This window comes from Achromobacter sp. JD417, from assembly GCF_041879325.1.
GTDB classification, from domain to species: Bacteria; Pseudomonadota; Gammaproteobacteria; order Burkholderiales; family Burkholderiaceae_B; genus Achromobacter; species Achromobacter mucicolens.
The window spans coordinates 1,833,321-1,848,201 of the sequence record NZ_CP087159.1 but is presented as its reverse complement, the minus strand read 5'-3'; the positions used below and the strand labels follow the sequence as shown (position 1 = coordinate 1,848,201).

General features: G+C 67.6%; 14 protein-coding genes. 11 read left to right on the top strand and 3 right to left on the bottom strand.

From position 1 onward, the window contains the following. Nucleotides 1-74: 74 nt before the first annotated feature. The 11 genes from LN047_RS08535 (at nt 75) to LN047_RS08485 (ending at nt 11,542) form a co-directional block, all read left to right on the top strand. Nucleotides 75-1,001: a dihydrodipicolinate synthase family protein gene (locus LN047_RS08535; protein WP_142049794.1), complete on the top strand. Its 927-nt coding sequence runs from the start codon at nt 75-77 to the stop codon at nt 999-1,001. Between the two features lie 15 nt (nt 1,002-1,016). Beyond that, complete coding sequence (locus tag LN047_RS08530; RefSeq protein WP_056320173.1) at nt 1,017-1,796, top strand: SDR family oxidoreductase; 780 nt, start codon at nt 1,017-1,019, stop codon at nt 1,794-1,796. Between the two features lie 28 nt (nt 1,797-1,824). Further along, nucleotides 1,825-3,303, top strand: coding sequence for a dihydropyrimidinase (gene hydA / locus LN047_RS08525; protein ID WP_152383877.1), 1,479 nt, complete (start codon nt 1,825-1,827; stop codon nt 3,301-3,303). 23 nt (nt 3,304-3,326) lie between these two features. Continuing rightward, the gene (locus tag LN047_RS08520) at nt 3,327-4,274 is read left to right on the top strand and encodes an N-carbamoyl-D-amino-acid hydrolase (RefSeq protein ID WP_280148621.1); all 948 of its coding nucleotides are present in this window, start codon (nt 3,327-3,329) and stop codon (nt 4,272-4,274) included. A gap of 10 nt (nt 4,275-4,284) precedes the next feature. Beyond that, the gene (locus tag LN047_RS08515; protein ID WP_175156869.1) at nt 4,285-5,142 is read left to right on the top strand and encodes a transporter substrate-binding domain-containing protein; all 858 of its coding nucleotides are present in this window, start codon (nt 4,285-4,287) and stop codon (nt 5,140-5,142) included. 73 nt (nt 5,143-5,215) lie between these two features. After that, the gene (locus LN047_RS08510; protein ID WP_056320163.1) at nt 5,216-5,962 is read left to right on the top strand and encodes an amino acid ABC transporter ATP-binding protein; all 747 of its coding nucleotides are present in this window, start codon (nt 5,216-5,218) and stop codon (nt 5,960-5,962) included. Between the two features lie 20 nt (nt 5,963-5,982). After that, complete coding sequence (locus tag LN047_RS08505) at nt 5,983-6,660, top strand: amino acid ABC transporter permease (RefSeq protein WP_062838417.1); 678 nt, start codon at nt 5,983-5,985, stop codon at nt 6,658-6,660. Between the two features lie 136 nt (nt 6,661-6,796). Continuing rightward, nucleotides 6,797-7,471, top strand: a complete 675-nt coding sequence (locus tag LN047_RS08500) for an amino acid ABC transporter permease (RefSeq protein WP_062838418.1) — start codon at nt 6,797-6,799, stop codon at nt 7,469-7,471. Nucleotides 7,472-7,678: 207 nt separating this feature from the next. Further along, nucleotides 7,679-9,037 (top strand): amino-acid N-acetyltransferase, encoded by a 1,359-nt coding sequence (argA, locus tag LN047_RS08495; protein WP_056320155.1) that lies wholly within the window; start codon nt 7,679-7,681, stop codon nt 9,035-9,037. A 104-nt stretch (nt 9,038-9,141) separates the two neighbouring features. Further along, complete coding sequence (locus tag LN047_RS08490) at nt 9,142-9,414, top strand: oxidative damage protection protein (protein WP_056320154.1); 273 nt, start codon at nt 9,142-9,144, stop codon at nt 9,412-9,414. A 175-nt stretch (nt 9,415-9,589) separates the two neighbouring features. After that, the gene (locus LN047_RS08485; RefSeq protein ID WP_373981503.1) at nt 9,590-11,542 is read left to right on the top strand and encodes a phosphocholine-specific phospholipase C; all 1,953 of its coding nucleotides are present in this window, start codon (nt 9,590-9,592) and stop codon (nt 11,540-11,542) included. 21 nt (nt 11,543-11,563) lie between these two features. On the opposite strand, the gene phoU is transcribed toward LN047_RS08485, so the two are convergent. From phoU to LN047_RS08470, 3 genes are all read right to left on the bottom strand, one after another. After that, complete coding sequence (gene phoU / locus LN047_RS08480; protein ID WP_056320149.1) at nt 11,564-12,292, bottom strand: phosphate signaling complex protein PhoU; 729 nt, start codon at nt 12,290-12,292, stop codon at nt 11,564-11,566. A 166-nt stretch (nt 12,293-12,458) separates the two neighbouring features. Next, nucleotides 12,459-13,139, bottom strand: a complete 681-nt coding sequence (gene rpiA, locus LN047_RS08475; protein ID WP_128827898.1) for a ribose-5-phosphate isomerase RpiA — start codon at nt 13,137-13,139, stop codon at nt 12,459-12,461. 39 nt (nt 13,140-13,178) lie between these two features. Further along, nucleotides 13,179-14,873, bottom strand: a complete 1,695-nt coding sequence (locus tag LN047_RS08470; protein ID WP_373981502.1) for an isovaleryl-CoA dehydrogenase — start codon at nt 14,871-14,873, stop codon at nt 13,179-13,181. Between the last annotated feature and the right edge of the window lie 8 nt (nt 14,874-14,881).

Sequence of the window (14,881 nt, the reverse complement as noted above, 5' to 3'; positions counted from 1 at the left end):
TAAAAGTTCCGCTTTAGGATGACATCGAAACGTCGTTCCCGATTTCGGTTTTCACGCATCCTGACGGAGAAAAGATGGCAGCCTCCATCGACGCCAAAGGCGTCTTCACCATTTGCCCCACGCCCTTTGACGATGCCCTGCGCGTCGATGCCGACAGCATCCGGACGCTGGTCGACTTCCTGCTGGAAACCGGCGTCACCGGCCTGGCCATCCTCGGGTTTCTCGGCGAGCTGCACAAGCTGTCGAACGCCGAGCGCAGGCTGGTCCTGGAAACCTTCGTCAAGCACACGGATGGCCGCGTGCCGGTGTGGGTCGGCGTGCGCGCCCACGGCATTGCCGGCGCCATCGAGCAGGCCCTCGAAGCCCAGGAACTGGGCGCCTCGGCCGTGTTCGCCGCCCCCCTGGACAACGCCAGCGATGCGCTGCTGTTCGACTACTACAAGGCGGTGGCGGACGCCGTGAAGATCCCGGTCGTGATCCACGACTTTCCGGATTCCTTCGGCACCGAGATCCGGCCCGAGGTGGTGGCGCGCCTGGGCCGCGAAGGCGGCGTGCACATGATCAAGATGGAAGAGCCGCCGGTGGGCCAGAAGATCAGCCGCATCCGCGAACTGGTGCCTGACGCGGAGATGGCGATCTTCGGCGGATTGGGCGGCGTGTACTTCCTGGAGGAATTGCAGCGCGGCGCGGTCGGCACCATGACCGGTTTTGCGTTTCCGGAAATCCTGGTCGCCATCTACGAACGCTACGCCAGCGGCGACCACGCCGGCGCCGCCGCGATCTTCGACCGCTACTGCCCGCTGATCCGCTACGAGTTCCAGCCCAAGATCGGACTGGCGCTGCGCAAATACGTGTACCAGCGCCGCGGCGCTATCAAGAGCCATGCGTTGCGCGCACCGGGGATGCGCATCGATCCGGTCACCGCGGCCGAACTGGAAGCCACGGTCGCGCGCGTCGGATTGTCGCTGGCTGCCACCGGCCGCCAACCCGTGCAAGGCTGAAAAAGGAGCGCACGCATGGATCTGGGCATCAAGGGAAAGCACGCGCTGGTGTGCGCATCGAGCAAAGGTCTGGGCTACGCCTGCGCGCTATCGCTGGCGCGCGAAGGCGTGAATCTGGTGATGGCCGCGCGCACCGCGGCCACGCTGGACGCCGCGGCTGACGCCATCCGCCGCGAAACGGGCGCCTCGGTCGTCACGGTGGCCGCTGACGTCACCACCGAGGCCGGAAGACAGGCGCTGCTTGCGGCCTGCCCCGAGCCCGACATCCTGGTCACCAACGCGGGCGGGCCCAAGCCGGGAGACTTCCGCGAATGGTCGCGCGAGGACTGGATTGCGGCGCTGGACGCCAACATGCTGACGCCGATCGCGCTGATCCGCGCCACGGTGGACGGCATGATCGCGCGCCGCTTCGGCCGCATCGTGAACATTACGTCGGCCGCCGTGAAGATGCCCATCGACATCCTGGGCCTGTCCAACGGCGCACGCGCCGGGCTGACCGGATTTGTCGCGGGACTGGCGCGCCAGACCGTGCGCCACGGCGTCACGATCAACAACCTGCTGCCCGGCCCGTTCCTGACGGACCGCCTGCGCCAGACGGCCGAGCGCGGCGCGCGCGACAGCGGCAAGACGGTGGACGACGTGCTGGCTGCGCGGCTGGCGGGCATCCCCGCGGGCCGCTATGGCGACCCCGCCGAGTTCGGCGACGCCTGCGCCTTCCTGTGCGGCGCGCGCGCCGGTTTCATGACGGGGCAGAACCTCGTGCTGGACGGCGGCATCTATCCCGGCACGCTCTGACCACACATTCGCCCGGAAATCCCTATCCATGACCGACACCGCAGCATTCGACCTGACGATCCGCAACGGCCGCATCAGCACGGCCGCCGACACCTTCCATGCCGACATCGGCGTGCGCGACGGCGTGATCGTCGCGCTGGGCCAGGGCCTGCCGCCGGGCGCGCGCGACATCGACGCCGCGGGCCGCTGGGTGCTGCCCGGCGGCATCGACAGCCACTGCCACGTCGAGCAGCTGTCGGGCATGGGCATCATGTGCGCCGACGACTTCTACAGCGCAACCGTGTCCGCGGCGTTCGGCGGCACGACCACCATCATCCCCTTCGCGGCACAGCATCGCGGCAACGCGCTGCCTGAAGTCGTGGCCGACTACGCCCGCCGCGCCGAGGAAAAGGCCGTCATCGATTATGGCTTTCACCTGATTCTGTCCGATCCCACGGAACAGGCGCTCAAGCACGACCTGCCCGCGCTCATCAAGAACGGCATCACGTCTTTCAAGGTCTTCATGACCTACGACCGCCTGAAGCTGGACGACTACCAGCTGCTGGACGTGCTGGAGGTCGCCGACCGCGAGGGCGCGCTGGTCATGGTGCACGCCGAGAACAACGACATGATCCGCTGGGTGGCGCGCCGCCTGGCCGAACGCGGCATGACGGCGCCCAAGTATCACGCGGTGGCCCACACGCCGCTGGCCGAAAGCGAGGCGACGAACCGCGCCGTGACGCTGGCCCGGATGATGGATGTGCCGATCCTGATCGTGCACGTGGCCGGACTGGAAGCCGTGCGCGTGGTGCATTCGTCGCAGGCGCTGGGGCTGCCGATCCACGCCGAAAGCTGCCCGCAATACCTGTTCCTGACGGCCGACGACATTGACGCGCCGGGGCTGGAAGGCGCCAAGTTCTGCTGCAGCCCGCCCCCGCGGGATGCGGCCTCGCAAGAGGCCGTCTGGCAGGGCCTGGCCGACGGCACGCTGCAGATCTATTCGTCCGACCACGCGCCCTACCGCTTCGATGCCAGCGGCAAGCTGCCCAAGGGCGAGGCCACCACCTTCAAGGACGTGGCCAATGGCGTGCCGGGACTGGAAGTGCGCATGCCGCTGCTGTTCTCCGAAGGCGTGCTGGGCGGGCGCATTTCCATCGAACGCTTCGTCGCGCTGACCGCAGCCAATCACGCCCGCACCTACGGCCTGTATCCGCAGAAAGGCACGATCGCCGTGGGCGCGGACGCCGACATCGCCATCTGGAACCCGGAACGCGAAGTGACGATCTCCGCATCCATGCTGCACGACAACGTCGGCTACACGCCGTACGAGGGCCGGACGGTGCGCGGCTGGCCCGAAGTGGTCATCAGCCGCGGCCGCATCGCCGTCGAGGACGGACAGTTGCACGTGGCGCGCGGCAGCGGCCGCTTCATCAAGCGCGGCACGCCGGAACCGGTGCTGCGTCAGCGACTGACCGGCAATCCCAACGCGCTGGTGCGCAAATACTTTTCGGCCGATAGCGCCGCCTGAGTCACTGAGCAAAGGATCACGGCATGAGCAAACGTCCCTTCGGCCTGGCGGTCGCGCAGATGGGTCCGGTGCAACCCGAAGAGACCCGGCGGCAGGCGGTGGCCCGCCTGCTCGAGATGATGCGCGAGGCGCACGGACGCGGCGCGCGCATGGTGGTGTTTCCGGAACTGGCGCTGACCACCTTCTTTCCGCGCTACTGGATGACCGAAGAAGAGGCGATGGCGCGCTACTTCGAAAAGGAGATGCCCGGCCCCGAGACCCGCGTGCTGTTCGACACCGCCCGGGAACTGGGCATCGGGTTTTATCTGGGCTATGCGGAAATCGCCTCGGACGGCCGGCGCTACAACACCAGCATCCTGGTAGACGCCAACGCGCGCATCGTCGGACGCTACCGCAAGATCCATCTGCCAGGCCACAGCGACCACAAGCCCGAGGCGCCCTTCCAGCACCTGGAAAAGAAGTTCTTCGAAGTCGGCAACGACGGCTTCAACGTCTGGGAAACGCTGGGCACGCGCATCGGCATGTGCCTGTGCAACGACCGCCGCTGGACGGAGACCTGGCGCGTGCTCGCGCTGCAGGGCGCCGAAATCGTGGCGCTGGGATACAACACGCCGTCATTGAACATCCACTGGAACGAACCGGTCCACTTGCGCATGTTCCACCACCTGCTCAGTCTGCAGGCGGCCGCGTATCAGAACGCGGTCTGGGTGGCTGCCGCAGGCAAGGCCGGCAACGAGGACGGCAGCCACCTGATCGCCGGATCGGCCATCGTCGCGCCCACGGGCGAGATCGTGGCGCAGGCGCAGGGGGAGGAGGACGAGGTGATTTTCTGCCAGGCCGATCTGGCGCTGGGAGACACCTTCAAGCAGCACATCTTCAACTTCGCCGCCCACCGGCGTCCGGAACACTACGGCTTGATCCTCGAGCGCGTGGGAACCGGACCCGCCCTGGGCAAGACGCCTCTTCCCTAAAGGACCTGCCATGACCCGCCTTCTCCGCACCCTGACTTTTGCCGGCCGCTGCGGCCTCACGTTGTGCCTGGCCGGCGCCAGCCTGGCCGCGGTTGCCGCCCAGCCGCTGACCACCGGCGTGGACGCCACGTTCGCCCCGCACGCCATGCCCAAGCTGGGCGGCGGCCTGGACGGCTTCAACATCGAACTCGGCCAAGCCATCGCCAAGCAGTTGGGCACGACGATCAAGATCGAGGGCACCGAATACGCGGCGCTGATTCCAGGGCTGAACGCCAAGAAGTACGACTTCGTGCTGGCGCCCACCACGGCCACCGAGGAACGCGCCCGCGCCCTGCTGTTTTCCGAGGGCTACCTGAACACGGACTACACCTTCGTGATCGGGAAGAACGGCAAGGAAATCAAAGGGCTGGATGACCTGAAGGGCCGCAAGCTGGCGGTCAACAAGGGCTCGGCCTACGAGAACTGGGCGCGCGACAACGCCGCCAAGTACGGCTTCACGTATGACGTGTACGCCTCCAACGCCGACGCGGTGCAGGCCGTGCAGGCCGGCCGCGCGGACGCCAACCTGGCGGGCAACACCGTGGCGGCGTGGGCGGCCAAGCAGAACCCCGCGGTGCGCACCAGCTACACCATCAAGACGGGCCTGGTGTGGGCGCTGGCGTTCCGGCTGGACGACCAGGCGGGCCGCGACCGCGTGTCGATGGCGCTCAAGTGCCTCAAGCAGGACGGCACGGTGTCCAAGCTGGCGCAAAAGTGGTTCGGCTTCACGCCTGCCGCGGGCTCCGCGGCGGTCACGGTGACGCCGGGCCAGGGCGTGCCGGACCTGCCGGGCTACGACGCCAAGCCGGTCGAGCTGCGCTGCAGCTGATTTTCCGGCGCACCGCCAACGACAGGGGGGAAGCCGCCACGCGGCCTCCTGCCCGCGCTTTGAGGAGCTTTCAATGGAAACGCCTATCCTGAAAATCGCCGGGCTGCACAAGTCCTATGGCGACAACGCGGTCCTGAAAGGGATCGACCTGGACGTGGGCAAGGGCGAGCTGGTCTTCATGATCGGCCCGTCCGGCTCGGGCAAGAGCAGCCTGTTGCGCTGCTGCAACCGGCTGGAGGAGCCGACTGCCGGCAGCATCCACGTCGACGGAGAGGAAATCACCGCCCCCGCGGCCGAGCTGAACCGCATTCGCCAGAACATCGGCATGGTGTTCCAGCACTTCAACCTGTACCGCCACATGTCCGTGCTGTCGAACATCACGCTGGCGCTGCGCAAGGTGCAGAAGCTGGCGCGTGCCGAGGCCGACCGCCGCGGCATGGAGGCGCTGGACCGCGTGGGGCTGGCCGACAAGGCAAAAGCCTATCCCGACCAGTTGTCCGGCGGCCAGCAGCAGCGTGTGGGCATCGCGCGTTCGCTGGCGCTGCGGCCCAAGGTGGTGCTGTTCGACGAGCCGACCAGCGCGCTGGACCCGGAGCTGGTGGGCAGCGTGCTGAACGTGATGCGTGAACTCAAGCGCGACGGCATGACGATGATGGTGGTCAGCCACGAAATGGGCTTTGCCCGCGCGGCGGCCGACCGGGTCGTGTTCATGGACGGCGGGGTGATCGTCGAACAAGGCCCGCCGCAGGACGTCTTCGGCGCCCCCCGACAACCCCGCACGCAGGCCTTCCTGGCCAGCATGGCGGAACATGCCGCGTAACGCGGTTTGAAGAGTTCGCCATGGATCTGAATGCCCTGCTGTTCTCGTTCTTCAATGCGGAAGTCGCCTGGCGCTACCTGCCCGACATCCTGGCCGGCATGTGGGTCACGCTCCAACTGGGCGTGGCCGTGGCCGCGACAGGCGTGGCGCTCGGCCTCGTCCTGGCCGTGGTGCGCGCGCTGCGCATCCGGCCGGTCAATTTCCTGATCATCTGCTTTGCCGACATCCTGCGCGCGCTGCCGCCGCTGGTGGTGATCATGGTGCTGTTCTTCGCGTTCCCGTACATCAACCTGTCGATGTCGGCGTTCATGGCGTGCTGGCTGTCGCTGTCGCTGGTGCTGGCCGCTTTTGCCGAGGAAATCTTCTGGGCGGGCATCCTGTCGGTGCCGCGAGGCCAGGCCGAGGCGGCGCGCTCGACGGGGCTGAACTGGCTGCAGAGCATGGTGTATGTGGTGATGCCGCAGGCCATGCGGCTGACGGTCGCGCCGCTGACCAACCGCGTCATCGCCATCACCAAAAGCACCGCGCTGGGCTCTGTCGTGGGCTTGAGCGAAGTGCTCAACAACGCGCAATCGGCCAGCAGCAATGCGGGCAACGCCACGCCGCTGACCTTGGCCGCGGTGGCGTGCCTGCTGATCTTCTTGCCCGTGGTCGTGCTGGGGCGCTGGACCGAAACGCGCTTCAAGTGGAAGCACTGACAGGAAGCACTGACGGGAAGCACTGCGCGAACGCATCTTTACGAATACATACCGGGCGGGAAGCGAGGCTGATCACACCCGCCCGGCACAACAAAGGAGCCCCGAACGGGCCCCAAACGTGCCCCAGGGGAACCGCATGGACGAAATCCTGCAGAATTTCTTCAACCTGAACATCTATGTCAGCGTCGCGCCATACCTCTTGCAGGGCCTGGGCCGCACGCTGATGCTGTCGGCCATGGTGATTCCCGTGGGGCTGGCCTCGGGACTGCTCATCGGGGTGCTGTCGGTCACGCTGAAGGCGCGCTGGTCGCGCGTGCTGCTGGCCATCTACATCGACTTCTTTCGCGCCCTTCCGCCGCTGGTGCTGCTGATCTTCATCTATTTCGGTGCGCCGTTCCTGGGGCTGGATCTGCCCAAATTGCTGGCGGTGGCCGTGGGCTTCATGCTGAACAACTCGTCCTACTACGGCGAGGTCTTTCGCGCCGGCCTGGAAAGCGTGCCGCGCGGCCAGATCGAGGCGGCGCGGTCCACCGGCCTGTCGGCCTGGCAAACGATGTGGCACGTCCAGATCCCGCAGGCCACGCGCAATGTCATGCCCGACCTCATCAGCAACACGCTCGAAGTGGTCAAACTGACCACGCTGGCCAGCGCCGTGGCGCTGCCCGAGCTGCTTCGGGTGGCCCGCGACGCCCAGTCGCTGGTCTACAACCCGTCGCCCATCGTGCTGGCGGCACTTTTCTACCTGGCGCTGCTTTGGCCGGTGGTGCGCCTGCTCAGCCGGCTGGAACACCGCCAGTTGTCGCGGCATTGACGCGCGCCTTGCGGTCGGCTCGCCTGCCGGAACCGCAACGCGCGACCGCCTGTGGGGCGCCCGCAACAACACCTGCCGCGCCCGCCGTGGGCGCGGCAGGCGCGAGCCCTATAATTCCGCCTAGCGCCGCCCCCGGGGCGGTGCTCTGCGCATGGCCCCTCGGCCCGCGCCGTCCCGCGACCCATAGGATCTTAAGCAACACACATCATGCCCGACCTGGAACCAGACACCGTCTCCGCCCTTGAAGCCCCTGAATTCGCCGCCGCGCAATTTGTGCGATGGTTCCGAGACGTGGCCCCCTACGTGCATGCGTTCCGAGGCAAGACCTTCGTGGTGGCGTTTGGCGGCGAACTGGTGCAGGCCGGCGCGCTGAACGCCCTGGTCCAGGATCTGTCCCTGCTCTCGTCGCTGGGCATCCGGCTGGTGCTGGTGCACGGCTCGAGGCCCCAGGTCAACGAGCAGCTGCGCCTGAAAGGCTACACGCAGCAGTTCGACCGGGGCCTGTCCCCCACCGACGCCGCTGCGCTTGAGTGCGCCAAGGAAGCCGCCGGGGAGATCCGCCTGGACATCGAGGCCGCGTTCAGCCAGGGGCTGCCCAACACGCCCATGTCGCACGCCCACATCCGCGTCATCTCCGGCAATTTCGTGACCGCGCGCCCGGCGGGCGTGCTTGACGGCGTGGACTACAAGCACACCGGCCAGGTGCGCAAGATCGACGTCGAAGCGCTGAAATTCGCCATCGAGAAAGGCTCGTCGGTCGTGCTGCTGTCGCCGCTGGGTTTCTCGCCCACGGGCGATGCCTTCAATCTGGCGATGGAAGACCTGGCCACCAGCGTGGCCGTGGGACTGCGCGCCGAAAAGCTGATCTTCCTGTCGAGTTCGCAAGGCGTGCTGAACGACGATGGCACGCTGGACACCGAACTGGCGCGTGTGGATGCCGACGCCCTCCTGGCGGCCGGCGAGCTGGACGAAGAGACCCATTCCTTCCTGCAATACGCCTCGCTCGCGGTCAAGCGCGGCGTGGCGCGCGCCCACCTGCTGCCGTTCCAACTGGACGGCAGCGTGCTGCTCGAGATCTTCACCCACGACGGCGTGGGCACCATGGTCGTCGAGGACACGCTGGACGACCTGCGCCCGGCCACCATCGACGACGTGGGCGCCATCCTCAGCCTCATCGAGCCGCTGGAAGCCGACGGCACGCTGGTGCCGCGCCCGCGCAGCGTGGTCGAGCGCGACGTCGAAAACTTCACCGTGCTGGAGCACGACGGCGTCATCTACGGCTGCGCGGCGCTGCACGACTTTCACGAGGAGCAGATGGCCGAAATGGCCTGCCTGATCGTGCACCCGGAATGGCAAGGCTCGGGCGAAGGCGAAATCCTGCTGCGCCACATGGAGTCGCGCGCCCGCGCGCTGGGCGCCAAGCGGCTGTTCGTGCTGACCACACGTACCTCGCACTGGTTCATCAAGCGCGGGTTCGTGCAGGGCGGCATCACCGACCTGCCTCGCGAAAAGCAGACCAACTACAACCGTTCCCGCAACAGCCTGGTCTTCATCAAGAAGCTCTGAGACCGGCCTGCGGGGCCATTGCACCGCCAGCGGAAGGGGCTTGGCGCCCGACGCACGCCAAGCCCGCTAAAATGACGCGTTATTCATTTTTCCGGCAGCGAACCATGGCCCGTATCGTCAACTGTGTGAAACTGAAGCGTGAAGCCGAAGGACTGGACTACCCGCCCTATCCCGGTGAACTCGGCACCCGCATCTGGCAAAGCATTTCCAAGGAAGCCTGGGAAGACTGGAAAGGCGTGCAGACCCGCCTGGTGAACGAAAACCGCCTGAACCTGGCCGACGCCCGCGCGCGCAAGTACCTGCAGCAGCAAATGGAACGCTACCTGTTCGAAGACGGCAGCGTCGAAGCCGACGGCTACGTTCCGCCCTCGGCCTGATCCGGCCCGCCCCCGCCGCGCCCACAGGCGCGCGGCTTGGCAAAGCCCCTCGCATGCGAGGGGCTTTGTTTTTGCGGCACGCCGGCATCCGTCCTGCCCGAGTGTCTTCCGAGCGTCAATCGCACACCGGCCAAGGCCTTAAGATTCAAAGAATGCCGACCGTATTAAAGCTGTCATGAAAGAAGAATCGCGCCCGCCCATCAGTCCCGACCCGTCCCCTGTCATCGCGCGTGCTTTGCAGATCGAACCCGACCGCAAGACCGGCACACTGCAAGATGTACGCCACGTCGTGATCCTGATGCAGGAAAACCGGTCCTTCGACCATTACTTCGGCACGCTGCCCGGCGTGCGCGGGTTCGCGGATCCGCATCCCGCGCCCACGCGCGCGGGCACGGTGATGACGCAGACCGATGGCCAGGCGCGCTGCCGCCCCTACGATCTGCAGGCTGAGGTTCCCAGCGACAAGCCCGTCGGCTACATCACGCCGCATACCTGGGACGATTCGCAGCGCGCCTGGAACGACGGCCGCATGGACCAATGGCTGTCCGCCAAGAGCCGGCTGGGGCTGGGCGTCTACCGCAGCGCCGACGTGCCGTTTCAGACCGCCCTGGCCAACGCCTTCACGCTGTGCGATGCCTATCACTGCTCGATCCAGGCAGGCACCAATCCGAACCGGCTGTTCCTGTGGACCGGGACGAACGATCCGCTGGGCGCGGCCGGCGGACCCGCGCTGGTCAACACCTTTGACCGGCTAGGTCCCGCGGGCGAAGGCTACGCCTGGACCACGTACCCCGAGCGTTTGCAGGACGCAGGCGTGGACTGGCGCATCTACCAGGACATGGCGGACAACTACAACGACAATCCGCTCGCGGGATTCCGGCAGTACCGGCGGCAACACGAGGACAGCGCCGGCGACGCGCCGCTGCGCGACCGCGCGCTGGCCACCCGCACGCTGGACGACCTGGCGCGCGATGTAGCGCAGGGCACGCTGCCCGCCGTCTCGTGGATCATTGCGCCCACGGCCGACTCGGAGCATCCCGAAGTCTCCTCGCCCCGGCGAGGCGGCGCCTATACCGAGCGGGTGCTGGACATCCTGACGTCCAGTTCCGACACCTGGAGCCGTTGCGTGCTGTTCGTCACCTACGACGAAAACGATTGCTTCTTTGACCACATGCCCCCGCCCGCGCCGCCAGCGCGACATCCGGATGGCGAGTCGGGCGGCCTGTCGACCGTGGAGCTGGACGGCGAATACCACGACGCGCGGCAGGGTCCCTGCGCGTCCACGGCCGACGATCCGGCCGGCATGCACGGGCGCGCCTTCGGCCTGGGGCCGCGCGTGCCGATGCTGGTGGTATCGCCCTGGAGCCGCGGCGGGTGGGTCAATTCGCAGGTGTTCGACCACACCTCGGTCATCCGATTCCTGGAAATGCGGTTCGGCGTAGCCGAACCCAACATCAGCGCCTGGCGGCGCTCGGTGGCCGGCGACCTGACGACGGCATTCGATTTCGCTGGCGACCGGAGTTCGCATCACCCGGACAGCAACCGCCACACCTGTCCCCTGCCCTACACGCTGGAGGCCGTGGGCCAGATGGCGTCCGACGGCGAACACTACCGCCTGACGCTGCGCAATCCGGGCAGCGCGGGCGCCGTGTTGCACGTGTACGATCGGCTCGCGCTGGCGCGCGCGCCCCGGCGCTACACGGTCGGAGCGGGCGCGCGCCTGGACGACGGCTGGAAGCTGGGCGCGGACCGCAGGTACGACCTCTGGCTATTGGGGCCGGACGGCTTTCACCGGCAGTTCCGCGGCGATGCGCGCGATGCGGGCACGCTGGAAGCGCAACTGGTGCCTGTCACCTCGGGCCTGCGCCTGCGGCTCGTGAACCACGGCGACGAGCCGCAGCCGGTGCGGGTGGAATCGCAGATGAACGATGGCTGGCGCGCGATGGCGCACGTGCCCGCGGGCGGCGCGGTCGAACTCAAGTACGCGGGTTGCGAGGGCTGGTACGACCTGGAAGTCAGTGCGCCGGCCATGCCGGTCTTTGGACGCCGGCTGGCGGGCCGCATCGACGGCGGCAAGCCGGGTGTGCCGGATCCCCGGCTATGCCAGGGAGCAGCGCTGCCGCTGTGAAGCGGCAGCCGGTCTTGCCGTTTACTGGTCCGAGGTGTCCTCGGATTCTTCTTCGCCGCGTGCCAGGCGCTCGGTGTTCTTCACGCCGGTGTGGCGCACGTCGGCGCCCTTGACCATGTAGATCACGCGTTCGGACATGTTCTTGGCGTGGTCGCCAATGCGTTCGAGCGCGCGCGCGATGAAGATCATGTCGATGGCGCGCGAGATCGTGCGCGGGTCTTCGATCATGTAGGTGATCAGGTGGCGCAGCGCGCCCTTCCATTCCTTGTCGACTTCCTTGTCGCTGCGCACGACGGCGGCGGCCTGGATGGGGTCGAGACGGGCGAACGCGTCAAGCGCCTGGTGCAGCATGTTGCGCACGTTGGCGGCCATGTGGCGCAGTTCGATCACGGGGATGTGGCGCAGTTCGCCTTCGTGAACGCGGCGGGCGACGGTCGCGACCTTCTCGGCCTCGTCGCCGGAGCGTTCCATGTCGGTCAGCATCTTGGACACGGCCATCAGCATGCGCAGGTCGATGGCGGTGGGTTGATGCCGGGCCAGGATGCGGCTGATGCTCTCGTCGATCTCGACTTCGTGGCGGTTGACTTCCTTTTCCCGCTCGCGCACCTTTTCAACCAGCGTCATGTCGCCGCTGGCCAGCGCATCGATCGCCTCCTGGATCATGGCTTCCACCACGCCGCCCATTTGCAAGAATTGCGAACGGACGCTTTCCAGATCGGCGTCGAACTGCTTGTTTGTATGCTCCGTCATCCGGGCTCCCTGCGTGGTTGATCTCATTGCATTGCCCCGAAGTTGAGAGAAATTACGAGATGGGCCTGCACAACCGGCAAGGTTATGACCCAAGTGTGACAGGATTATGAATCGCGGCCCCGCCCCCCGCAAGGCGGTTCGGCGGGACCAGCCTTGGCCGCCGGAATCAGGCGCGGCGGTCCAGGCGGCGGATGCCGTTCTGGGTGGCCAGCAGGGCCACGTCGGCGCCGGACAACGCAAACAGGCCGCAGGTCACGACGCCCGGCAGGTTGTTGACGATGGCTTCGAACGCGGGCGCGTCCGAGATGGTAAGGCCCGACACGTCCAGGATGATGTTGCCGTTGTCGGTGACAAAGCCGTCGCGCAGGCGGGGCTGGCCGCCCAGCGCGGTCAGCGCGCGGGCCACGGACTCGCGCGCCATCGGGATGACCTCGAGCGGCAGCGGGAACTTGCCCAGCGTCTGCACCAGCTTGGATTCATCGGCGATGCAGATGAAGCGCTCGGCGACCGAGGCCACGATCTTCTCGCGCGTAAGCGCCCCGCCGCCGCCCTTGATCATGTGCAGGTCGGCGTTGATCTCGTCGGCGCCGTCCACGTAGATGGGCATGGTCGAGACGTCGTTCAGGTCCAGCACTTTGAGGCCATGGCCGGCAAGGCGCGCCGCGCTGCGCTCGGAGCTGGCGACCGTTCCGCCGATGCGGCCCTTGAATCGCGCCAGGCCGTCGATGAACAGGTCGGCGGTGGAACCGGTGCCCACACCGATGATGACGTCCGGGCCGGCGACCTGTTCGACGAATTCCAGGGCCGCGTCGGCGGCTTGCTGCTTGAGTTCTTGCTGGGAGAGCATGGCGGTAGAAGTGCGGAAAAGTTGCTTGAGCCGGGAAATTTAGCATGCGGCGATGGCGGGCCAGGCGCGCGCCAGGATCGCCGGCGTGTCGACGCCCGGCGCCGCCACGCCAGCTGTATCGTCCCCCGCGCCCAGTTCGCCGAACATGCCGCCCGTCTCCCGCAGGCGGCTGGCGACGAAGGCCTGCGACACGGCGGCGGGCGCGTGCTCGATGAGCAGCGCCGCCTGCCACAGGCGCGCCAGCCCGGCGGCGATGCGGCGCGCGTGGAATTGCGCGTGCTCGCCATCCGCCAACATGGCGCGCCAACGCGCCAGCGCCGCGTCGAAATCCTGGTACTGCCCTGCGGCGCGGGCCAATTCGGCCTCTAGCGCCGGCAGCGCATCGGGTTCGCGTTGCAGCGCCCGCAGCACGTCCAGCGCCATGACGTTGCCCGAGCCTTCCCAGATCGAATTGACGGGCGTTTCGCGGTAAAGGCGCGGCATCGGGCCTTCCTCGACGTAACCGTTGCCGCCCCAGACCTCCATGCACTCGGCCACGGCGGCAACCGCGCGCTTGCAGACCCACAGCTTGGCGGCCGGCGTGCCCACGCGCACCAGCGCGCGCGCGCCCGCGTCGGCGCGCTCGTCCACGGCACGCGCCAGACGCAGCGCCAGGACCATGGCCGCTTCGCTTTCCAGCGCCAGGTCGGTCAGCACATTGCGCATCAGCGGCTGTTCGACCAGCGGCTTGCCGAAGGCCTGGCGGTGCAGCGCGTGGTGCGCCGACTGCGCCAGCGCCTGGCGCAGCAGCGCCGCGCTGCCCAGCACGCAGTCCAGCCGCGTGGTGCCCGCCATCTCCAGTAGCACTGACAGGCCGCGGCCGGGCTCGCCGACCATCACGCCCCAGGCATCCTCGAATTCGACTTCCGAGCTGGCGTTGCTCCAGTTGCCCAGCTTGTCCTTCAACCGCCGCACGCGCACCGCGTTGCGCGGGCCATCCGGGATCCAGCGCGGAACGAAAAAGCAGCTCAGCCCCTCGTCGGTCTGCGCCAGGACCAGGTGGGCGTCGGCCTGCGGCACCGAAAAGAACCATTTATGCCCCACGAGCAGATACGCGCATCCGCGGCCGGGCGCACCCAGCGGCGCGGCGCGCGTGGTGACCGCGCGCAGGTCCGAGCCGCCCTGCTTTTCGGTCATGCCCATGCCGATCAGCGCGCTGCGCTTGGCGGCAAGCGGCGCGTCGCTGCCATCGAACTCCCGCGCGTACAGGGCCGGCAGCCACTGGCCGGCAAAGTCCACCACGCCGGCGGGCTCGCGTTGCAGCAGCGGCACGGCGGCAAAGGTCATGGTGGTGGGACATAGCGTGCCGGCCTCGACCTGCCCCTGCATCAGATAGGCAGCCGCGCGCGCCACCTGCGCGCCCGGCGCGGGCTGCATCCACGCGCGGCTATGCAGGCCGCGCGCCATGATGCCGCTCATCAGCACGTTCCAGGCGGGGTGGAATTCGACGCGGTCCACGCGATGGCCGGCCCGGTCGTAGCTGACCAGGCGGGGCGGACAGCGGTTGGCCTCGGCGCCGGCGGCCAGCGTCTGCGCCCGGCCCAACCAGGCGCCGTGCGCGGCTAGATCGCCCGCCCAGGCCTCGGCGCCCTCGCGCCGCACGGCCTCCCGCAGCGCCGGATCGGTGTCGTACAGGGAATAGTCTTCCAGGGGCGGCACCTGGTTGAACACGGTATGCGTCGCGAACGATGACATGCGATCTC

What these genes read in the sequence shown, in the direction of transcription:
- LN047_RS08470 (WP_373981502.1), bottom strand. Translation starts at nt 14,873, where the DNA reads ATGTCATCGTTCGCGACGCATACCGTGTTCAACCAGGTGCCGCCCCTG.
- rpiA (WP_128827898.1), bottom strand. Translation starts at nt 13,139, where the DNA reads ATGCTCTCCCAGCAAGAACTCAAGCAGCAAGCCGCCGACGCGGCCCTG.
- phoU (WP_056320149.1), bottom strand. Translation starts at nt 12,292, where the DNA reads ATGACGGAGCATACAAACAAGCAGTTCGACGCCGATCTGGAAAGCGTC.
- LN047_RS08535 (WP_142049794.1), top strand. Translation starts at nt 75, where the DNA reads ATGGCAGCCTCCATCGACGCCAAAGGCGTCTTCACCATTTGCCCCACG.
- LN047_RS08515 (WP_175156869.1), top strand. Translation starts at nt 4,285, where the DNA reads ATGACCCGCCTTCTCCGCACCCTGACTTTTGCCGGCCGCTGCGGCCTC.
- argA (WP_056320155.1), top strand. Translation starts at nt 7,679, where the DNA reads ATGCCCGACCTGGAACCAGACACCGTCTCCGCCCTTGAAGCCCCTGAA.
- LN047_RS08500 (WP_062838418.1), top strand. Translation starts at nt 6,797, where the DNA reads ATGGACGAAATCCTGCAGAATTTCTTCAACCTGAACATCTATGTCAGC.
- LN047_RS08505 (WP_062838417.1), top strand. Translation starts at nt 5,983, where the DNA reads ATGGATCTGAATGCCCTGCTGTTCTCGTTCTTCAATGCGGAAGTCGCC.
- hydA (WP_152383877.1), top strand. Translation starts at nt 1,825, where the DNA reads ATGACCGACACCGCAGCATTCGACCTGACGATCCGCAACGGCCGCATC.
- LN047_RS08485 (WP_373981503.1), top strand. Translation starts at nt 9,590, where the DNA reads ATGAAAGAAGAATCGCGCCCGCCCATCAGTCCCGACCCGTCCCCTGTC.
- LN047_RS08490 (WP_056320154.1), top strand. Translation starts at nt 9,142, where the DNA reads ATGGCCCGTATCGTCAACTGTGTGAAACTGAAGCGTGAAGCCGAAGGA.
- LN047_RS08510 (WP_056320163.1), top strand. Translation starts at nt 5,216, where the DNA reads ATGGAAACGCCTATCCTGAAAATCGCCGGGCTGCACAAGTCCTATGGC.
- LN047_RS08520 (WP_280148621.1), top strand. Translation starts at nt 3,327, where the DNA reads ATGAGCAAACGTCCCTTCGGCCTGGCGGTCGCGCAGATGGGTCCGGTG.
- LN047_RS08530 (WP_056320173.1), top strand. Translation starts at nt 1,017, where the DNA reads ATGGATCTGGGCATCAAGGGAAAGCACGCGCTGGTGTGCGCATCGAGC.